The 19,138-nt window shown below is 73.7% G+C and carries 18 protein-coding genes; 4 read left to right on the top strand and 14 right to left on the bottom strand.

Annotated elements, in window-relative coordinates; all coding sequences use genetic code 11:
- Nucleotides 1-9: 9 nt before the first annotated feature.
- The 8 genes from ACZ63H_RS16270 to ACZ63H_RS16235 are packed head-to-tail and all read right to left on the bottom strand — an operon-like array spanning nt 10 to nt 8,231.
- Nucleotides 10-1,290, bottom strand: a complete 1,281-nt coding sequence (locus ACZ63H_RS16270; protein ID WP_469865427.1) for a methylaspartate mutase — start codon at nt 1,288-1,290, stop codon at nt 10-12.
- Nucleotides 1,287-1,739: a cobalamin B12-binding domain-containing protein gene (locus ACZ63H_RS16265; RefSeq protein ID WP_469865425.1), complete on the bottom strand. Its 453-nt coding sequence runs from the start codon at nt 1,737-1,739 to the stop codon at nt 1,287-1,289. Before ACZ63H_RS16265 ends, ACZ63H_RS16270 begins: the two co-directional genes overlap by 4 nt.
- Nucleotides 1,739-3,001, bottom strand: coding sequence for a type III PLP-dependent enzyme domain-containing protein (locus ACZ63H_RS16260; protein ID WP_469865423.1), 1,263 nt, complete (start codon nt 2,999-3,001; stop codon nt 1,739-1,741). Before ACZ63H_RS16260 ends, ACZ63H_RS16265 begins: the two co-directional genes overlap by 1 nt.
- A complete protein-coding gene (locus ACZ63H_RS16255) occupies nt 2,998-4,524 on the bottom strand; it encodes a class I adenylate-forming enzyme family protein (RefSeq protein WP_469865421.1) in 1,527 nt (508 codons plus the stop codon). Before ACZ63H_RS16255 ends, ACZ63H_RS16260 begins: the two co-directional genes overlap by 4 nt.
- Nucleotides 4,521-6,089, bottom strand: a complete 1,569-nt coding sequence (locus ACZ63H_RS16250; RefSeq protein ID WP_469865419.1) for an AMP-binding protein — start codon at nt 6,087-6,089, stop codon at nt 4,521-4,523. Before ACZ63H_RS16250 ends, ACZ63H_RS16255 begins: the two co-directional genes overlap by 4 nt.
- A gap of 13 nt (nt 6,090-6,102) precedes the next feature.
- On the bottom strand, nt 6,103-6,357 hold the full coding sequence (locus ACZ63H_RS16245; protein WP_318205429.1) for a phosphopantetheine-binding protein: 255 nt from the start codon (nt 6,355-6,357) through the stop codon (nt 6,103-6,105).
- A gap of 27 nt (nt 6,358-6,384) precedes the next feature.
- On the bottom strand, nt 6,385-7,320 hold the full coding sequence (locus tag ACZ63H_RS16240) for an ACP S-malonyltransferase (protein WP_469865417.1): 936 nt from the start codon (nt 7,318-7,320) through the stop codon (nt 6,385-6,387).
- A gap of 14 nt (nt 7,321-7,334) precedes the next feature.
- The gene (locus tag ACZ63H_RS16235; RefSeq protein ID WP_469865415.1) at nt 7,335-8,231 is read right to left on the bottom strand and encodes a proline iminopeptidase-family hydrolase; all 897 of its coding nucleotides are present in this window, start codon (nt 8,229-8,231) and stop codon (nt 7,335-7,337) included.
- A 371-nt stretch (nt 8,232-8,602) separates the two neighbouring features.
- Between ACZ63H_RS16235 and ACZ63H_RS16230 the strand changes: the two genes are divergently transcribed.
- The 3 genes from ACZ63H_RS16230 to ACZ63H_RS16220 are packed head-to-tail and all read left to right on the top strand — an operon-like array spanning nt 8,603 to nt 11,347.
- A complete protein-coding gene (locus ACZ63H_RS16230) occupies nt 8,603-9,835 on the top strand; it encodes a cytochrome P450 (RefSeq protein WP_469865485.1) in 1,233 nt (410 codons plus the stop codon).
- 58 nt (nt 9,836-9,893) lie between these two features.
- The gene (locus ACZ63H_RS16225) at nt 9,894-11,129 is read left to right on the top strand and encodes a cytochrome P450 (RefSeq protein WP_469865413.1); all 1,236 of its coding nucleotides are present in this window, start codon (nt 9,894-9,896) and stop codon (nt 11,127-11,129) included.
- A gap of 26 nt (nt 11,130-11,155) precedes the next feature.
- Nucleotides 11,156-11,347, top strand: a complete 192-nt coding sequence (locus ACZ63H_RS16220) for a ferredoxin (RefSeq protein ID WP_469865411.1) — start codon at nt 11,156-11,158, stop codon at nt 11,345-11,347.
- Nucleotides 11,348-11,397: 50 nt separating this feature from the next.
- Here the strand turns inward: ACZ63H_RS16220 and ACZ63H_RS16215 are convergent, their stop codons facing one another.
- The 6 genes from ACZ63H_RS16215 to ACZ63H_RS16190 all read right to left on the bottom strand — a co-directional run bounded on the left by ACZ63H_RS16215 (nt 11,398) and on the right by ACZ63H_RS16190 (nt 18,446).
- Entirely contained in the window at nt 11,398-12,267 is an 870-nt protein-coding gene (locus ACZ63H_RS16215) for an SDR family oxidoreductase (protein WP_469865409.1), read from the bottom strand.
- On the bottom strand, nt 12,264-13,019 hold the full coding sequence (locus ACZ63H_RS16210) for a thioesterase II family protein (protein WP_469865407.1): 756 nt from the start codon (nt 13,017-13,019) through the stop codon (nt 12,264-12,266). The genes ACZ63H_RS16215 and ACZ63H_RS16210 overlap by 4 nt, the downstream gene beginning before the upstream one ends.
- Before the next feature lie 120 nt (nt 13,020-13,139).
- Nucleotides 13,140-13,784 carry a response regulator gene (locus ACZ63H_RS16205; protein ID WP_201827219.1) on the bottom strand — a complete coding sequence of 215 codons (645 nt, stop codon included), beginning with the start codon at nt 13,782-13,784 and terminating at the stop codon, nt 13,140-13,142.
- Nucleotides 13,748-15,046 (bottom strand): sensor histidine kinase, encoded by a 1,299-nt coding sequence (locus tag ACZ63H_RS16200; protein WP_469865405.1) that lies wholly within the window; start codon nt 15,044-15,046, stop codon nt 13,748-13,750. The genes ACZ63H_RS16205 and ACZ63H_RS16200 overlap by 37 nt, the downstream gene beginning before the upstream one ends.
- A gap of 86 nt (nt 15,047-15,132) precedes the next feature.
- Nucleotides 15,133-17,643: an FtsX-like permease family protein gene (locus ACZ63H_RS16195; RefSeq protein WP_469865403.1), complete on the bottom strand. Its 2,511-nt coding sequence runs from the start codon at nt 17,641-17,643 to the stop codon at nt 15,133-15,135.
- Nucleotides 17,643-18,446, bottom strand: coding sequence for an ABC transporter ATP-binding protein (locus tag ACZ63H_RS16190; protein WP_469865401.1), 804 nt, complete (start codon nt 18,444-18,446; stop codon nt 17,643-17,645). The genes ACZ63H_RS16195 and ACZ63H_RS16190 overlap by 1 nt, the downstream gene beginning before the upstream one ends.
- A 329-nt stretch (nt 18,447-18,775) precedes the next feature.
- On the opposite strand from ACZ63H_RS16190, the gene ACZ63H_RS16185 reads away from it, so the two are divergent.
- Nucleotides 18,776-19,030 carry a hypothetical protein gene (locus ACZ63H_RS16185; RefSeq protein WP_469865399.1) on the top strand — a complete coding sequence of 85 codons (255 nt, stop codon included), beginning with the start codon at nt 18,776-18,778 and terminating at the stop codon, nt 19,028-19,030.
- The last annotated feature ends 108 nt before the right edge of the window (nt 19,031-19,138 follow it).

The raw sequence follows: 19,138 nt of genomic DNA, 5'->3' as shown, positions 1-19,138 counted from the left end.
TAACCACCCCTAGGGGTGGGCGGATTCGACGGCCCGGGTGTTCCGGGGGTCGTGTCCGTCGAACGAACGGCGTACGTAGGACAGGGAATCGAGCAGTTCCGCAGCGGTGACGGCGTGGGCCGGGCGTACGTCGGCGATGCCGTTCAGCGGCATCCTGCCGATGTCGGTCCAGGCCAGCCGGCCGTCCGCGGCGATGTGACTGCGGCTGAATCCGGCGTTGTCCGGATGCAGGCAGTAGGGCACGTCGAGCAGTCCCTCGGCGAACGCCGTCAGCAGGGCGCCGCCGAGGTCGTCGTCCAGCTCCAGGACGGCGTTCACCAGGGCGGACGCCTCGGCGTAGGTCTGGGTGCCGGTGGCGTCGACCGGGGCGCGCGGGGTGCGGGCGGCGACCTCGGCCGCGTATTCCAGGGCGGCCACGTTCTCCGCCACGGTGGGAATGCGGCGGGATTCCGCGACGGTTTTCACGATGAGCCGTTCCGAGCCGCTGGTGACGGCGAGTTCGGCCGCTTTCCCGAGCAGTCGGTAGGCGCCCTGTTCCGTTTCCGGATACAGGCCCATGTAGGCGTAGACGACGACGTGCCATTCGGCGTCCGGCAGGTGGTGCGCGCACAGGCGGCGCAGTGCGGCCACCGCTTCGGCGTCCTGGCCGGGATGGGTCTGCTGGGCGTAACTGACGGAAATGCTGCGGATGCCGTGCCGGTGGAAGAACAGCGCCTCCAGCACGCTGACGGCGACGAGCAGGCTCGGCGGGCACAACTGGCCGAGGACACAGCCGCCGAAGGTCTCCAGGTGCGGTTCGCCGCCCGACTCCCGGCGGGCGGCGAGCAGTTCGCAGGCGTCCGCCCAGTGGGCGACGGACGCGCGCAGCGGCACCCGGCCGTAGGGCAGGCAGTAGGAGACCGGGCCGCCCTCGGAGGCGTCGAGTCCGACGGCGGTCAGTGCCCGGAAGATGTCCCGGGGCGCGGCGGAGCCGTGCCGGACCTGGACCGGGAAGCCGGGGCCGTGGATCCCGTCGAGGACGCCTGCGGTGGTGGCCGCGTCGTGGCTCACGATCGGGTAGCCGTTGAGGGCCACGTCCTCCAGGACGGCCAGGCGCGCCGACTCCAGGTCGCCGACCCGGGTGTAGCTGTCCAGGGTGATCGTGCCGACGGTGGTCGCCCGCGCGTTCCGGGTGGCGAGCAGCCCGGAACGCATCCGCCGCGGGCTGCTCATCCCCATCCGGGGCTGCACCACCAGGTGGCCGGCGTCGTGAGCCCGGCGCACGAACGCGCCGAACCCGCCGCCGGTCACACCAGGGCCCGCTGCGGCAGCGCGCCGAGCATCCGCCGGAAGGCGGCGACGCCCTCGGCGCTGTCGTCGAACACCGCGTCGTACCCGGCGGCGCGCAGCGCGGCAACCTCCTCGGTGCCCGCGGGCCCGGCGATGCCGAGCTTGCCGCCGATGACGGCGGGCACCGCGGTGAGGCCGGGGTGTTCGCGCAGCCGGGTGACGGTCCGCATGCCGTCGTGGTAGCCGTGGCCGTTGACGCTGCTGACCACGATGAGCGCGGGGCGGTGCGCGAGGGCCTCGGCGATGAGCAGGTCCTCGGGGACGCACGGGCCGAGGTTGACCACGCGGTACCCGTGCTCCTCCAGGAGGAGCTGGAGGTAGACGAGGTTCCAGGTGTGGGAGTCGGAGATGCCGCCGGCCACCAGCACGGGCCGGTCGCCGGGGTCGGGGGTGGTCGGGTAGGGGCTCATCACAGGGCCTGTCCGTGGTCGTAGGTGCGGGTGTGCTCGATGCGGGAGACGGACACGAGGTCGTCGCCGCGCACGACGATCTCGGCGGGCGCGGGCCGGCCGAGGAACATCAGCAGGCTGGCCGTGGGGCCGTAGGCGCCCGCGTTGGGGACCGTGAGCAGGTCGCCGGGGGCGAGTGCGGGCAGCGGGACGCCCCGGCCGAGCAGGTCGCCCGGGGTGCACAGCGGTCCGGCCAGGCTCGCCGGGGTGCCGTCGGCGCCCACGGACTCGTGGGGTTCCACGGACACGGGCAGGATGCGGCCGAGCCCGGACATGCCGCCGAAGGTGTTGATGCCGGCGTCGAGGACGAGGTAGCGGTGGTCGCGGCTGTCCTTGACGTTGACGACGGAGGTGAGCAGGGTGCCGCTGTCGGCGACCAGGTAGCGGCCCGACTCGCAGGCGATCCGGGGGGCGCCCGCGCGCCAGCCGGGGAAGTGCTCGTCCAGCGCCCCCGCGAGGGCCTCGCGCAGTTCGCCGTACACGGGCCGGGCGCCCTGCACGGCGTAGGGCGCGGCGAATCCGCCGCCGATGTCGAGGAAGCGGAAGGTGACGCCGAGGGCCTCCTGGAGGGCGGCGGCGGTGGCGACGGTGTGCCGGAACTCGGCGATGAGGCTCGCCTCGTCCTTGGCGTTGCTGAGCGGGAAGAAGTGCAGTCCGGCGACGCGGGTGCCGGGGACCTCGCGCAGTTCGGCGGCGAGGCCGGGCAGGGTCTCGCCGTCGAAGCCGAACTGCGAGGGCACGCCGGTCATGCGGATGCCGGTGGCCGCGGCGCCGGTGGCGTTGTTGACGCGGAGCAGGCAGTCGGCGGTCAGGCCCAGCCCGAGCGCCGTCTCACCGATGCGGCGCAGGTCGCCGTGGGACTCGGCGGAGAACAGGCGCACGCCCCGGGCCAGGGCCTCGGTCAGTTCCCCGGTGGTCTTGCCGGGTCCGGTGTACAGGACGCGGTCGCCGGGGAACCCGGCGCGCAGGACGGCGTCGAGTTCGCCGACGGAGCTGATCTCGGCGCGGCAGCCGCCGGCGCGCAGCTCGCGCAGCAGTTCGGGGTGGGGGTTGGCCTTGGCGGCGTAGAACACCTCGACCTCGGCGGGCAGCGCGGCGAACAGGTCGTCGCGGGCCGCCGCCACCCGGTCCAGGTCGTAGACGTAGGCCGGGGTGCCGAAGCGCTCGGCCAGCTCGGTGGCGGACACGCGGTGGTCGCGGCCGGCCGGTTCGGTGGCGGTCACGCGGGGGTTCCTTCCAGGAGGCGGGCGAGCGCCTTGCGGTCGTGCTTGCCGTGCGGCGTGAGCGGCAGTTCGCCGACGATCCGGCTCACGGCGGGCACCTTGGCGGGCTCCAGCCGCAGCGACAGTTCCTTCAGCAGGGTGTGCGGGTCGATGTCGCCCTCGGCGAACACCGCGAGGGGGCGGTCCCCGGCGGGCGGCAGGACGGCGGCGGCGCGGACGCCGGGGACGTCGGCGGCGGCGGCCTCGATCTCGGTGGTGCTCATGCGGACGCCCTTGTGCTTGAACATGTCGTCGCGGCGGCCCTCGTAGTACAGGAAGCCGTCCTCGTCGACGTGGCCGAAGTCGCCGGTGTGCAGCCGCAGTCCGCCGTCGGGGGCGGGGCGGAAGGCGCGGGCGGTCTGCTCCGGGGCCCGCCAGTAGCCGGGCATGACGTGCGGTCCCTCGACCACGATCTCGCCGGTCCGCCAGGGCGGCAGCGGCCGGCCCTCGTCGTCCACGACGAAGGCGCGGGTGCCGGGCAGCGGGCGGCCGACCGAGCCGGGCTTGGCGTCCTGGAGGGCGGGCGGCAGCACGGAGACGCGTTTGCACTCGGTCTGCCCGAACTGGACGACCACCTCGGCGCCGGGGAACGCCGTGCGCAGGGCGTCGGCGGTGGACTTCGGCAGCGCGGCACCGGTGTTGGTGAACAGCCGCACCCGGGACTCGCGGGCGGGTTCGCGTTCGGCGAGGGCGCAGATCATGGTGGCCAGGGACGGCACGATCGGGACGACGGTGGCGCCGGTCTCCCGGATGCGGCGCAGCAGCACCAGGTCCGAGTCGCCGTCGGCGAGGACGAGTTCGCTGCGGCCCGCGGCGGTGAGCAGCACCTTGTACAGGCCGTAGTCCCAGGAGATGGGGAAGCGGCAGAACACCACGTCGTCGGGGCGGTAGCCGAGTTCGAGGTTGATGGCCTCGGTGGCGAAGACCATCCGGCCGTGCGGGCAGATCACCGCCTTGGGCGCGGCGGTGGAGCCGGAGGTGTAGACGAGGACGGCGATGTCGTCGGCGCCGACCGGGGTCTCGGCGGGCCGGTCCCCGCGCTCGCGCAGCGCGGTGATCTCCCGCCAGGCCGGGCCGAGCCCGCGGACCGGCACCGGGCCGGCGAGGGCGCCGATCCGGTCCACGGCCGTGTCGGCGACGACGATCAGCGCGGGTTCGGCGTTCTCCACGACCGCCCGCAGGTGGTAGTCCTTCATGCCGGTGTTGACGGGGACGAGCACCGCGCCGCACCGCGCGGTGCCGTAGAGGAGCGCGACGAGTTCCCGGGTGCTGGGCAGCTGGACCAGGACCCGGTCGCCGGGGCCGATGCCGGCCGACCGCAGCCAGGCGTGGACGGCGTGGCTGTGGGCGGCCAGTTCCCGGTACGTCCAGCGTCCCGTGGCGTCGGTGACCGCGGGGGCGTCGGGGCGCTCGGCGGTGGCCTCGTCGAGCAGGTCGTGCACCCGGGCGTCGGTGCGGGCCGGCACTGTCGGTTGACCGTTCACTGCGACTCCTGCCGCCTTTCGTGTGTGCCTCCGGCGGGCTGCCGCATGGCCTGGGCCCGGGAGGCGAGCTTCCTGCGATCGGTCTTGCGGTTGGCGTTGAGCGGGAGGGTGTCCAGGTGGTGGTAGGCGCGCGGGACGACGGCGGCCGGCAGCAGCGCGCGCAGATGGCGGGCGAGCCGCGCGGGCGCCACGGGGGTGCCGGTGTGGAACACGGCGAGTTCCACGGTGCCGTCCACGGGCACCGCCACGGTCACGGCGTCCTCGACGCCGGGGCAGGTGCGGGCGGCGGCGTCCACCTCGGCCAGCTCCACCCGGATGCCGTGCACCTGGACCTGTGCGTCCGTGCGGCCCAGGTAGTGCCAGCCGTCGTCGCCGGCGCGACGGACCCGGTCACCGGTGCGGTAGTAGCGCCGGCCGTCGCGCTCCAGGAACCGCCCGGCGTCGTCGGCCGGGTCGAGGTAGCCCGGGGTCAACTGGGGGCCGGCGATGCACAGTTCGCCCTCGTCACCCGTGCCGGGCGCGCCGGAGGGGTCGAGCAGCAGGGTGTCGTGGCCGGGGTGGACGGCGCCGATGGGCACCATGCCGTTCGGCTGGCGGCCGGGTGTCCAGCGGTGCGCGGTGATGGTGATGGTCAGCTCGGTGGGGCCGTAGAGGTTCTCCAGCGCGGCGCCCGGCGCGGCGGCGGCCCAGTCCTCGGCGTCCTTGCAGCCGAGCGCCTCCCCCGCGAAGAAGCTCCAGCGCAGCGGGGCCAGGGCGCCCGGTGCGAGCCCGCCGGTGCGGCGCACCAGGGTGATCGCGCTGGGCGTGGAGAACCACACGGTCATCCGCTGCTCGGCCACGAACTCGGGCAGGTGCGCGTAGGCCCGGGCCGGTACGGGGACGACGGCGGCGCCGGCGCCCCAGGCGCAGAACAGGTCGAACATCGCGCAGTCGAAGTTGAGGTCGAAGGTCTGCGAGAAGACGTCGTGCGGCCCGAAGTCGTAGCGCCGGTCGAGCAGGCCGAAGTAGTGGGCGGTGTTGGCGTGGGTGACCGGCACGCCCTTGGGCCGGCCGGTGGAGCCCGAGGTGAACAGCACGTAGGCGGTGTCGGAGGGCCGGGTGGGCTGGGGTGCCTTCAGGGCGCTGTCCGGATCGAGGGGCAGGGCGGGCATCGGCTGCCCGCCGGGCGCGAACAGCGTCGGCAGCCGTACGCCCTCCTCGTGCAGCGCGGTCAGGGCGGGCAGGGCGTCGTCGTCGGCGAGCAGCGCGCCCACCCCGGCGGCCTCGATCATCCGCCGGGTGCGGTCGGCGGGGAAGGCCGGCTGGAGCGGGACGACGGTGACGCCGCTGTACAGGCCGGCCAGCAGCGAGACGTACGCCGTGGGTCCCTTGCCAGCCAGCACCCCCACGGCGGGCGGCCGGCCGGGGAGCCCGGCGAGCAGTGAGCCGGCCCGGACCAGGGCGTGTTCGTGCAGTTCGCGGTAGGTGAGGTCGACGCCGTCGGCGCGCAGCGCGGGCCGGTCGGGGGCGAGGGCCAGACCGCGCGCGAACCGGCCGGACAGCGTGCCGTCCACGGTGGGGTCCACGGTGGCCGCCCCGTCAGCCCGCGGTGCTCTGCTGCAGCATGCCGCGCAGCGTGTCCCACAGGACGCCGGCGGTGCGGAAGGTGTCCATGGTCAGCGCGCTGTCGCGGAAGCGGACCTGGTAGTCCTCCTCCAGCGTGCCGAGGAGCTGGACGGTGCCGAGGGAGTCCAGGCCGAGGTCCTTCAGGTCGGACTCCGGCGTCAGCTCCTCCTGCGGGGGGAGGAACGGCAGGAAGGGGCGGAGTATCTGTTCGAACCGGTCGTCCCACATGGGGGCCTCCAACGAGTCGGGCGGGGGTCAGGCGGCGCGGGTGCGGCGCCGGGGGGTCATGGCCAGCCGCGGCTGGGCCGCGACGACGTCGAACTGGCGGGTCGTGCACGGCACCCGGCCGAACAGGCTGTCGGGTCCGGCGACGCACATCCGGCGCGCGCCGGCGTCCTTCAGGGCGGTGGTGACGCTCGGCCAGTCCATCGGGTGGTCGAAGCCGTCGAGGAGCATGGTGCGCACCTCCTCGCCGGTGCGCAGCAGCCGGCCGTCCTGGTCGGCGACGACGGGCAGCCGGGGATCGGCGAAGGTGTACCGGGACACCACCTCGCGTTCGGCCTTCGCGCGCAGCGACGCGAACGCCGAGGCGTGCATGGGGGGCCGCATGGTGTACAGGGGGAGGCTGCCGAGGGCGCGCAGCCGCTCCTGGAACCAGGGCACGCGGTGTTCGGAGAGGGACAGCATGTAGAAGCCGTCGTCGATGTGGCAGGAGATCTCGTGCCACTCCCCCGCCTCGTCCAGTTCGGCGAGGATCGCGTCGAGTCCGTCGCGCGGGGCGCGGACGAAGGACAGGGTGACGATGTCCTCGTGCTCGGTGGCGAAGTACTCCTCCAGGCAGCGGGCGATCTCCGCGGTGAGGCGGACGGCGTCGGGGAGTTCCAGGGCGCCGGTGTAGGCGAGGGCCGCCTTCTCGCCGAAGCTGGGTCCGGCCACGATGCCGGGTTCCACGCCGAGGTGTTCCTCGGCCCAGTGGGCGCAGGCGAGGCAGTTGACGAGGAACGCGACCTGGGCGGCCTCCGAGTAGTCGCCCGGGCTGGTGCGGAAGGCGTCCACGAGGGAGTAGCCGAGGGCGTCGTCGGCGACGGCGACCAGGTCCCGGGCGACGGGGTTCGCCACCATGAACCTGCCCACCTCGGCGAACGGGACGGGTCCCATGCCGGGGAAGACGAGGGCGGTGTCGTGTGCCATGGCCGGGTCCCCTTTCACAGGCTCTTGAGGAAGTCGGTCAGCACCGCGCGGAACCGCTCGGGTTCCTCCAGGTGCGGAAGGTGGCTGGACTCCTCGAAGATCTCCCAGCGGGCCCCGGGGATCTCGTCGTGGTACGGCTGGACGACGGCCGGTGTGGCCTCGTCGTGGCGTCCGCTGATCAGCAGGGTCGGGGTGCGGACGCGGTGCAGGTCGCCGACGATCGACCAGTCCTTCAGGGAGCCGATGACGTGGAACTCGTTGGGGCCGTTCATCGCGTAGTACACGGTGGGGTCGTTGTAGATCTCCATGAAGGAGGACAGGAAGTCCCGGGGCCAGGGCGTCACCCGGCACACGTGGCGGTCGTAGAAGACCCGCATCGCGGCGAGGTACTCCTCGCTGTCGTAGGTGCCGGCCGCCTCGTGCCGCCGCAGGGTGTCCTCCACCCCCGGTGGCAGTGCGGCGCGCAGCCGGGCCATCTCCTCCAGCCACAGCGGGTAGGAGGCGGGCGCGTTGGCGACGACCAGTCCGCGCAGGCCGGGCGGGGCGGTCATGGCGTGCCGGGCGCACAGCGGGCCGCCCCAGCTCTGGCCGAACAGCACGTAGTCGTCGGCGATCCCCAACCGCTCGACCAGGTTGGCCAGTTCGGCCTCGAACAGCTCGACCGTCCAGAACCCGGGGTCCTGGTCGGGGAGATGGGTCGAGCCGCCGTTGCCGAGCTGGTCGTAGTGGACGACGGGCCAGCCGTCCCCGGCGAGGTGGGCGAGCGGCAGCAGGTAGTCGTGGGTGCTGCCGGGCCCGCCGTGCACGACGACGAGCGCCGGGCGTCCCGCGCCCAGCTCACCGGTCACCCGGTACCAGGTCCGGTACTCCCCGAAGGGGACGGTGCCCTTCGCGCTGGCTTCCGGGGACACGCTGATCACCTCTGCTCGCTGCGGGACGGGACGGCGGCCGGGCGCGGACACCGGCCGGGACCGGGAGGGCCGGGGCGCGGCGCCCCCGCCGTCTCCGCCGTGGTCCGCAGCCGACGCTAACGGCCCCCGCCCCGCCACCAGACCCCTAACCGCCCCTAGGCGGTCCGGGGGGACTGGGGGCGCATGGGGTGGGCGCAGCCGGCCGGGCCGGCCGTCCCGGTCCCCGCCACCCCCTAGGGGCGGCTAGGGGTTGGGTCCCGTCGGCGCGGCTGCCTAGCGTGCGGGGGACGGCCGACGGCGCCGCACGGCGCCGCGCCCGGGGCGGACCCGGCGTCGGCGCGTCCCGTTCCCTCCCGTGCGAAGAGGACATGATGACTGCACCTGCCGAACCGGCCGACCAGGCCGCGCCGCCGGACTTCCCGATGCGGCGGGCCTGTCCCTTCAGCCCGCCGGCCGCCTACGCCGAGCTGCGCGAGACCGCCCCCGTCTCCCGGGCCCGGCTGAAGGTCAACGGCAAGCCCGCCTGGCTGGTCACCCGGCACGACCTGTACAAGAAGCTGCTGGGCGACGAGCGGGTCAGCGCGAACCTGAAGCTGCCCGGCTACCCCCTCCAGGTGCCGGTGCCGGACGAGATCCTCCAGTCGGTGCCGCTGACCTTCCTGTCCATGGACCCGCCGGACCACACGGTGCAACGGCGCATGCTGGCGCCGGAGTTCAGCGTGCGCCGGATGCGCGAGCTGCGCGGCCGGGTGCAGCAGATCGTGGACCGGCAGATCGACCACATGCTGGAGAAGGGCGCGGACGGCCCGGTCGACCTGGTCACCTCGCTCGCGCTGCCGGTGCCCTCCCTGGTGATCTGCGAACTCCTCGGCGTGCCCTACGAGGACCACGGCCGGTTCGAGGAGTGGGCGTGGGCCATCATGAACCACGACATCAGCGAGGAGGACCGGGGCCGCGCCCACTACGAGCTGGACCGCTACGTGGACGGGCTGGTCACCGCCAAGGAGAGCGAGCCCGGCGACGACATGATCAGCCGGCTGATCGAGTTCAACCGGCAGACCCCCGCCGTGGAGCACTCCGACATCGTCAGCATGTCCAAGCTGATGCTGGTCACCGGCCACGAGACGACCGCCAACATGATCGCCCTCGGCGTGCTCGCCCTGCTGGAGCACCCGGAGCAGCTGGCCGCCGTCCGCGCGGAGCCCGAGCTGATGCCCCGGGCGGTGGAGGAGCTGCTGCGCTTCTTCTCCATCTCCGACGCGGGCACCGCGCGCGTTGCCCTGGAGGACATCGAGCTGGGCGGGGTGACCATCCGGGCCGGTGAGGGCATCCTGCCGCTGAACAACGCGGCCAACCACGACGAGTCGGTCTTCCCCGATCCCGACCGCCTGGACGTGCGCCGCGAGGCCCGCAGCCAGCTGGCGTTCGGCTACGGCGTCCACCAGTGCATCGGCCAGAACCTGGCGCGCATGGAGCTGGACGTCGTCTACTCGACGCTGCTCGCCCGCGTCCCGACGCTGCGTCTGGCCGCCCCGGTGGAGGAGCTGCGGTTCAAGGACGACGCGATCGTCTACGGCCTGTACGAGCTGCCCGTCACCTGGTGACGGCCCGCCCCGCCGCCCCGACTCCTCCCCCGCCGCCACCGACGTCCGAAAGGCAGCCATGACCCAGTCCGCCGATGCCGCACCCGAGACGGAATCGCCGCCGGTGCGGTTCCCGCTGCGCCGCACCTGCCCGTTCTCCGAGCCGCCCGAGTACGCCGGGATGCGCGCCGACCAGCCCGTCGCCCGGGCCGCGCTGAAAGTGAACGGCAAGCCGGCCTGGCTGGTCACCCGGCACGAGCACGTCCGGCAGGTGCTGGGCGACAGCCGGGTCAGCTCCAATCTGAAACTGCCGGGCTACCCGCACCAGTTCCACATCCCCGAGGAACTGCTGGCGCAGGTCCGGCTGATGATGCTGAACATGGACCCGCCGGAGCACACCGCCCACCGGCGCATGCTCATACCGGAGTTCACCGCCCGGCGGGTGCGGGAGCTGCGCCCGCGGATCCAGCAGATCGTGGACGACCACGTGGACGCGATGCTGGCGGCGGGCGGCCCGGTGGACCTGGTCACCGCCCTCGCGCTGCCGGTGCCCTCCCTGGTGATCTGCGAACTGCTCGGGGTGCCCTACGAGGACCACGCGCGGTTCGAGGCGTGGTCGGCGGCGATGATGAACCACGACCTGAGCCCGGAGGAGTACGGCGCGGCCGTGCAGGCCCTGGACACCTATCTCGACCAGCTGGTCACCCTGAAGGAGAAGGAGCCGGGCGACGACCTCATCAGCCGGTTCCTGGAGAAGAACCGCGCCGAGCAGGTCGCCGACCACACCGACGTGGTGACGATGGCCCGGCTGATGCTGGTCGGCGGCCACGAGACCACCGCCAACATGATCGCGCTCGGGGTGCTGGCCCTGCTGCGGCACCCGGACCAGATGGAGGCGCTGCGGGCCGATCCGTCGCTGCTGCCGAACGCCGTGGAGGAGTTGCTGCGCGTCTTCTCCATCTCCGACTCCGGCACCGCCCGGGTCGCGGTGGCGGACATCGAGGTCGGCGACGTCACCATCCGCGCCGGCGAGGGCATCCTCGCGCTGAACAACGCGGCCAACCACGACGAGTCGGTCTTCCCGGACCCGGACACCCTGGACATCCGCCGCGCGGAGGCCCGCGGTCATCTGGCCTTCGGCTACGGCGTCCACCAGTGCATCGGCGCCAACCTCGCCCGGGTGGAGCTGGAGGCGGTCTACGGCACGCTGCTGCGGCGCGTCCCCGGCCTGCGGCTGGACGCCGACGTGGCGGAGCTGCGGTTCAAGGACGACGCCATGGTCTACGGCGTCTACGAACTCCCCGTCACCTGGTGACGGCCGGGCAGGACGGAGGGTCCCCTATGCGTGTCACCACCGAACGCGACCGGTGCGTGGGCTCGGGCCAGTGCGCGCTGCTGAGCCCCGAGGTGTTCGACCAGGACACCGACGGCCTGGTCACCCTGTTGCGGGAGGAGCCGGCCGAGGACCTGCGCGAGCAGGTCGTGCAGGCGGCCGAGCTGTGCCCGTCCCGGTCGATCCGCGTGCACGGCTGAACCCGCTCGACGGCGGTGGGACCGGGCGGCCCGGTCCCACCGCCGTCGGCCTATCGGGGGTCCGTGGGGCGCGGCCCCGCGAGCGACCGGGCCTGCTCCAGGAAACGGGGCAGCCACTGCTCGTAGGAGACCCCCCGCAGGAACTCCAGGGCCGCCTCCGCGTCCGCGCCGACCACCGTGTGCAGCCCGGTGGCGGGGTCGTCGGCGGCGGCGAGCACGGCCCGGGCCGCCTCGGCACAGTCGGCTGCGCCTTCCGCGACCCGGGCGAGGAACCGGTCCAGCCAGGCGTGGTCCGCGGCGTAGGGGCCGCTCCCGGACGGCTGCCCGCCGGCGGCGCCGGCCAGGGAGGCACGCTGGATGGCGGTGGCGAAGCTGCCCGGCTCCAGGCAGACCACGCGGATGCCGTACGGCTGGACCTCCGCGTACAGGGCCTCGCTGAGCGCGCCCAGGGCGGCCTTGCTCGCCGCGTAGAACCCGCCGTGCGGCACGGCGAAGGTGCGGGCGGCGAGCGAGGAGACGTTGACGATGACGCCGGAGCCCCGGGCGCGCATCCCGGGCAGCACCGTGCGGGCCAGGCGCAGCGGGCCCCAGAAGTTGGTCTCCAGCACGGTGCGGGCCTGCTCGTCCGGCATGGTCTCGACGGGGCCGGTGCGGTCGATGCCGGCGTTGTTGACCAGGACGTCCAGGGGGCCGTACCGGTCCTGCACCGCGGTGACGGCGGCGGTGACGGAGGCGTCGTCGGTGACGTCCAGCCGGGGGATGTCCAGGGTGAGTTCCTCGGCGCGGGCGCGGCGCCGCAGTTCCCCGGCGGTGTCCGGGTCGCGGACGCAGGCGTGCACCCGGTCGCCCCGCCGGGCGAACGCCAGCGCCGTCTCCAGTCCGATACCGCTGCCGCAGCCGGTGACGAGGACCGACCTCACGACCGCACCGCCGCGTCCGCGAGCAGGCCGAGCACCTGCTGCTGATGGCCCGTCAGGTAGAAGTGGCCGCCCCGGAACACATGGCACTCGAAGGAGGCGTCGGTGTGCCGGGACCAGGCGCGCGCCTCGTCCACGGTGACCTTGGGGTCGTCGTCGCCGACGAGCGCGACGACGGGGCACCGCAGGTTCGGGCCGGGCTCGTAGGCGTAGGTCTCGGCGACCCGGTAGTCGGCGCGGATGGCGGGCAGGGCCATGCGGAGCAGTTCGATGTCGTCGAGGATGGCCGAGTCCGTGCCGCTGAGCCGCCGCATCTCCTCGATGAGCCCGTCGTCGTCGCGCAGGTGGACGGATTCGTCGCGCGGGCAGGAGGGGGCCCTGCGGGCGGAGGCGAACAGGGCCCTCGGCACGATGCCGTGGTCGCGTTCCAGCCGGCGGGCGACCTCGAAGCCGAGGGAGGCGCCCATGCTGTGGCCGAACAGGACCAGGGGGCGGTCGGCCCACGGCAGCAGCGCGGGGGTGACGTGGTCGGCCAGTTCCTGGATGCTCTCGGCGCACGGCTCGTGGCGGCGGTCCTGGCGGCCCGGGTACTGCACGGCGAGTACGTCGACGGAGGCCGGCATGCCCGCCGAGACCGGGTGGTAGAACGTCGCCGAGCCGCCGGCGTGCGGCAGGCACACCAGCCGGGCCGCCGCGTCCGGGCGGGGATGGTAGCGGCGGATCCAGAGGCGGTCGTGCTCGGCGAGCGTGGTCATGGGGCGGGTGGTCCCTTCCTCGGGTGGCGGCGCCGCGCGGGGCGCGGGCGGGCCCCAGCAGTCTGGCCCGCCGGGCGGAGGCCCGGCCACCCCTACCCGCCCCAACCGGCGCCGCGCCGCTCAGGCGTTGAGGTAGGCCAGGACGGCGAGCACCCGGCGGTTGCTGTCGCTGGACGGCGGCAGCATCAGCTTGGTGAAGATGTTGGAGATGTGCTTCGCGGCCGCGCCCTCGGTGACGGTGAGCCGCTGGGCGATCGCGGTGTTGGAGCAGCCCTCGGCCATGAGTTCCAGCACCTCGCGTTCGCGGGCGGTGAGCGCGGCGAGCGGTTCGTCCCGGGCGTGACTGGTCATCAGCTGGGCGACGACGGCGGGGTCCATGGCCGTGCCGCCGGCCGCGACCCGGCGTACGGCGTCGATGAACTGCTCGTCGTCGAGGACGCTGTCCTTGAGGAGGTAGCCGATGCCGCCGGTGCCGTCGGCGAGCAGCTCGCGGGCGTACATCTGCTCGACGTGCTGGGAGAGGACGAGGATCGGCAGGCCGGGCCGCTCGCGCCGGGCCCGCAGCGCGGCCTGGAGGCCCTCGGTGGTGAAGGTGGGCGGCAGCCGCACGTCCACGATCGCGACGTCGGGCCGGTGCTCGGCGATCGCCGCGGCGAGGTCGGTGCCGTTGTCGACGGCGGCGGCGACCTCGAACCCGTACGCCTCCAGCAGTTGGATGATTCCCTGCCTCAGGAGGAAGAGGTCTTCGGCGAGGACAACGCGCACGGCAACTCCAGCTTGATCACGGTCGGTCCGCCCGGAGGGCTGTCGATCTCCAGGACGCCGTCAAAGGATGCCAGCCGCCGCCGGATGCCCTCCAGACCGCTCCCGGCCGAGACGTCGGCACCGCCGCGGCCGTCGTCGGTGATCCGGGCGTGCAGGGTGTCTTCCGCGCGCCAGGCGACGACCTCCACGCGCCGGGCGTCGGCGTGCTTGAGGGCGTTGGTGAGCAGTTCCGACACCGCGAAGTAGACGGCGGACTCGACCGGGTCGGGCAGCGGGCCGGGCAGGTCCGCCACCACGGTCACGTCGAGCGGGCTGGCCAGGCCGAGGGCGCGCAGGGCGTCGGCCAGGCCGCGTTCGGCGAGGACCGGCGGGTGGATGCCGTGGACCAGGTCGCGCAGTTCGCGCAGGGCCTCGACGGAGGAGCTGCGGGCCTGCCGCAGCAGCCGGCGGGCCTCCTCCGGGTCCTGGCCCATCTTCCGGTCCACGGCGCCGAGCTGGAGGCCGAGGCTGACGAGCCGGGCCTGCGCGCCGTCGTGCAGGTCGCGTTCGATGCGGCGCAGTTCGGCGGCCTGGATGTCCAGCGCGCCGGACCGGGTCTCGGACAAGTGCTGCACTCGTGAGGCGAGTTGGGAGCCGCGGGTCGGGCCGAGCAGGAAGCGGACGAAGTAGGCGTACCCCTTGAGCACCGGTGGGGACAGGAACAGCCAGCCGGTGAGCACGACGAGCGCGAGCAGGCCGGCGGCAAACGCGGCCGGCCAGCTGCCGACCGTGACGAAGGCGTACCAGCGGCCCGTTCCGCCGTCCGCGACCGGCCGCCACAGCCCGCAGGCCAGGAACAGCCCCTCCCCCGCGTAGTAGAGCAGGGCGGCCGGTATGAACCCGGTCAGGCCGACGACGGTGTTGAGCAGCAGCCACAGCAGGTCCCGCCAGGTCGCGGGGTCGGCGAGGATCCATTTGCAGCGGCGCGTCCAGCCGACGATGTCCCGCTCGATCTCCTCGGGTTCGGGCCGGTAGGGCCGCTCCACGGGGACGCCCGAGCGGGCCGCGGCGCGCCGGTTGAGGTCGCACAGCCACCGCACGGCACGGGTGAGGTAGGGCAGCGCGAGGAAGCCGATGCCGATCAGGCAGAGGATGACGAAGTAGGTGGTGGTGACGAAGAGGACGACCGACAGCAGGGCTCCGGTGGCGGTGGCCACGCCGACCAGGGTGTCCAGGGCGGCGCGGCGAAGTCGGCCGCGCCACGCGACCGGCACAGTCTTCATGCCCTCATGCTGCCATCCCCGGCCGGCGCTCACGCGGGGGCCGTCCCCGCCCGGGGGAAGCGGGGACGGCCCGGCCGGGGCGTGGCTCACGCGGCCTTCACCGTGTCCACGGCGGGGCTGCGCATGCCGCGCCAGGAGGGCAGCAGCGTGGCGCCGAACACCAGCAGCAGGGACCCGCCGACGATGGCGAGGTAGATGCCGGGGGATCCGGAGGGCAGGTACGAGCCGCTCTTGACGAGGCTGTAGGGGACGATGGTCGTCGCGGAGGCGAGGGTGCCGAGGACGGTGGCGACGACCGCGATCAGCACGCCCTCCACGGTCAGCATGCCGATCACCTGGGCGCGGGTGGCGCCGGTGAGCCGCTGGAGGCCGAACTCCGCGCGCCGTTTGCGGGTGACGGACACCAGGGTGTTGACGACGGTGATGGCCGCGTAGCCGACGATCATGGCGACGATGGTGTAGTTGGCGGACACCAGGATCTGCTGGATCTGGTTGTTCCGGCCGGCCAGGGAGGAGCTGTCGTCCAGTTCGGTGCCGGGCACCCGGGCGGCCAGCGCGGCGAGCCGCTGGTGGACCTCGGTGCCGGCGCCGGGCGCGGCGCGGACCAGGATCTGGCGCGGCAGTCCGTCGCCGGTGTGCGGGGCGAGGGTCGCCGCGGGCAGGGTCAGGTACTGCTGCTTGGGGTTGTCGGTGTAGAGGGCGACGACGGTGGGCCGCAGGGCGCTGCCGTCGCCGAGGTGCAGCGGCAGCCGGTCGCCGACCCCGACGCCGTACTCCCGGGCCTTCTTGTCGGACAGGGCCACGGTGTCGCCGCGCAGCGCGCCGAGGGAACCGGCGACCACGGGCAGGTCGAGGCTCTGGCGCACCCCTTCGGCGGAGACGCCGCGCAGGTCGGTGTCGGCCGGCCCGCCGGGGCGGTCCACGAAGCCGCGGCTGGTGACGAACTCGCTGGCCGCGGCCACCCCGGCCGTGCCCCGCACCTCGGCGACGACGCCGGGCGCGAAACCGCCCGTGGTGGAGTCGAGGACGTAGTCGGCGAGGACGTTGGCGTCGTAGGAGGTCCGGGAGACGTGGTTCTCGGTGGACTGCATGTACAGGGTGCCCGTGGCGATGCCGATGAGCAGGACGATCGGTGCGACGGCGCCCGCCATGCGGACGTGGGCGGTGGCGGCGTTGCGCAGCGCCAGTTGCCCGGAGAGCCCGGACAGGGCCCGTACGGGCGGTCGCAGCAGCGCCACCATGGCCTTGGTGAGGCCGGGCGCGAGCAGGGCGAGGCCGATGCAGAACAGCACGGAGGCGGGGCCCGCGGTACTGGCGAGGGTGGGGCCGTCCTCCATCACGGTGGCGGTGGCGACGGCCAGGCCGATGCCGTTGGCGAGGAAGAACAGCGCGAGCAGCAGCCGGGGCAGGCTGAACCAGCGGCCCGCGGCGGTGGCTTCGGCGAGGGCGGCGACCGGTTCGGTGCGGGCGGCCCGCCGTCCGGCGAACCGGGTGGCGCCGGCCGCCGCGAGGACGGTGACGGCCGCGCCGACGGCCATCGGCATCCAGCCGGCCCGGTAGACGATGGCGGGCGCCACCACGCCGCTGGAGGTCAGCACCTTGAACAGCAGCCGGCCGAGGGCGTATCCGGGCGCCAGGGCGAGCAGCACGGAGGCCACCGACAGCACGGCGGTCTCGGTGAGGATCATGCGGCGCAGTTGCTTCGGGGTGGAGCCGACGGCGCGCAGCAGGGCCATCTCGCGGGCGCGCTGCTGGAGGGAGAGGCCGAGGGTGGAGGCCACGCCGAACATGACGATCAGGACGACCGAGGAGCCGAAGACCGCCGCGAGGATGACGACGGTGCGCCGGCTGGAGAGGGTGCCGGGCAGTTCGGCCAGTCCCCGGCGGGCGCCGGTGAGCACCTCGGCGCGGTCGCCGACCCGGGCGCGCACCGCGTCCGCGACGGCGGCGGTGCTCGTGCCGGGCTCGGGCAGCACGGCGACGGAGTCGATCCGGCCGCCCGCGAGGGCGCGGGCCTCGTCGTCGGTGAAGAACACGGCCGCGTCGGGGTTGTGGCCGCCGTGCTGCTCGGCGACGCCGCTGACCCGGAACTGCCGGGCGGTGCCCCGGACGACGATGTCGACCGTGGCGCCGGGGCGGACGCCGGCCCGCCGGGCGAGCCCGGCGTCGAGAACGGCCTCGCCGCCGGTGACGGGGGATCTCCCGGCGGCGAGGGTATAGGGGGTGAGCCGGGCGGACGCCCAGCCGTGGCCGTACGACGCGGACTTCTTCGTCACCGGCTCGCCGTCCTTGAGGACGGTGGCCGGGAACGAGACGTCGGGGACGGCCGCGCGCACACCGTCGGCCCGGGCCACCTCGCCGGTCAGGCCGGCGTCGATGCGGTGCCGTTCGGTCAGCGCGCTGGAGTCGTGGGTCTGTTCACCGGTGACGACGACCGGGGCGCCGCGCAGGCGCTGCGGGTCGGCCGCCATGCGGACGCCGGTCTCCATCAGGCCGCCGCAGCCGATGACGATCGCGGCGCCGAGGAACATGGCGAGGAAGGTCGCGACGAAGCTCGTCCGGCGGAATTTCAGGGTGCGCAGGGCCAGGCGCCACATCAGTACCGTCCTCCCGAGGTCTGCGGCGCGTTCTGCCGGTGGGCTTCGTCCTCCCAGGCGCCGAGCCGGGTCATCCGGGCGGCGACCGCGTCGGCCGTGGGCCGGTGCAGCTCGCCGGCGAAGGCGCCGTCGGCGAGGAAGACCACGCGGTCGGCGTAGGAGGCGGCGACCGGGTCGTGGGTGACCATGACGAGGGTCTGGCGGGCGGTGTCGACGGACTCGCGCAGCAGGCGGAGCACGGCGGCGGCGGTGCGGGTGTCGAGGGCGCCGGTGGGTTCGTCGGCGAAGACGACGGCGGGCCGGGTGACCAGGGCGCGGGCGATGGCGACGCGCTGCTGCTGGCCGCCGGACAGCTGGGCCGGCAGGTGGCCGAGCCGCTCGGCCAGGCCCACGCGCTCGACCACGGTGCGGATCAGGTCCTGGTCGGGCCGCTGCCCGGCCAGTTGCAGCGGCAGCGTGATGTTCTGCATCACCGTGAGGGCGGGCAGCAGGTTGAAGGACTGGAAGATGAAGCCGATCCGGTCCCGGCGCAGCTTGGTCAGCCGGGTGTCGTCGAGGCCGGCGAGGTCGGTGCCGCCGACGGTGACCGTGCCGGAGGTGGGCCGGACCAGCCCGGCGGCACAGTGCAGGAAGGTGCTCTTGCCGGATCCCGAGGGGCCCATCACGGCGGTGAAGGTGCCGTCGGCGAAGCTCATGGTGAGTCCGCGCAGGGCGGCCACCCGGCCGTCTCCCCGGCCGTAGGTCTTCGACACGGCGTCCAGCCGTACCGCCTCCGTCCGGCGGAGGTCGTGTGAAGTCTGCACTCGGGCTCCCTAGGGATGACGCGCCTCTCACGCGGTGTCTGAGGACCACATTAGAAAGACCGCGCCGTCGGCACATTGGCATTGTCCGCCCGGTTCGAGGTAGAGGTTTCTCTACCTCGCCTGGCCAGGTTTCGGCAGGGTTCCTCTGAAATGTGTACGACGCCGTCTCCACCTTTGTGCAGAAGTGGCGCCATGTTTGTGCAGAGGTGCCTCCACCCCGCTCGCACGGGCGGCTCCACCGGGAAAGGTCCGATTGCCACCCGTGTCACGGGGCGTACCTGCGGGTACCGTCGGAACGGACCCGATAATCCGCGTAGATGGGATGTCACATGGCCAGGAGGCCCGACCACGAGCTGACCGCGAGCGTCCGGCCCGATGGTTATCTGGAGCTGTTCTCACGGCGCACCGGTAAGCGCCACCGGTGCGGTCCACGTGGCACGACGATGTGGCTGGCGCTCCAGCGCAGCGACTGGCAGCCGGAATTGGCGGCGGATGAAATCGCCGCTCGATTAGGGATCGATCCGGACAGTATCCACTGTGATATCGAGGCGTGGTTGGCGCATTTCCACGAGGCGGCGAGATAAGGGGAATACGCGGGCGCGGGGGGGGGGGGGGGGGGGGGGGGGGGGGGGGGGGGAGCCCCCCCCCCCCCCCCCCGCGCCGGATCGCGTGGGGTATCCGCCGCCTTTTCG

It is taken from the genome of Streptomyces sp. NPDC104831, assembly GCF_055583025.1.
This window is presented reverse-complemented; position numbering and strand designations above follow the sequence as displayed.

What these genes read in the sequence shown, in the direction of transcription:
- ACZ63H_RS16240 (WP_469865417.1), bottom strand. Translation starts at nt 7,320, where the DNA reads ATGGCACACGACACCGCCCTCGTCTTCCCCGGCATGGGACCCGTCCCG.
- ACZ63H_RS16220 (WP_469865411.1), top strand. Translation starts at nt 11,156, where the DNA reads ATGCGTGTCACCACCGAACGCGACCGGTGCGTGGGCTCGGGCCAGTGC.
- ACZ63H_RS16225 (WP_469865413.1), top strand. Translation starts at nt 9,894, where the DNA reads ATGACCCAGTCCGCCGATGCCGCACCCGAGACGGAATCGCCGCCGGTG.
- ACZ63H_RS16185 (WP_469865399.1), top strand. Translation starts at nt 18,776, where the DNA reads ATGGCCAGGAGGCCCGACCACGAGCTGACCGCGAGCGTCCGGCCCGAT.
- ACZ63H_RS16265 (WP_469865425.1), bottom strand. Translation starts at nt 1,739, where the DNA reads ATGAGCCCCTACCCGACCACCCCCGACCCCGGCGACCGGCCCGTGCTG.
- ACZ63H_RS16210 (WP_469865407.1), bottom strand. Translation starts at nt 13,019, where the DNA reads ATGACCACGCTCGCCGAGCACGACCGCCTCTGGATCCGCCGCTACCAT.
- ACZ63H_RS16200 (WP_469865405.1), bottom strand. Translation starts at nt 15,046, where the DNA reads ATGAAGACTGTGCCGGTCGCGTGGCGCGGCCGACTTCGCCGCGCCGCC.
- ACZ63H_RS16195 (WP_469865403.1), bottom strand. Translation starts at nt 17,643, where the DNA reads ATGTGGCGCCTGGCCCTGCGCACCCTGAAATTCCGCCGGACGAGCTTC.
- ACZ63H_RS16230 (WP_469865485.1), top strand. Translation starts at nt 8,603, where the DNA reads ATGACTGCACCTGCCGAACCGGCCGACCAGGCCGCGCCGCCGGACTTC.
- ACZ63H_RS16245 (WP_318205429.1), bottom strand. Translation starts at nt 6,357, where the DNA reads ATGTGGGACGACCGGTTCGAACAGATACTCCGCCCCTTCCTGCCGTTC.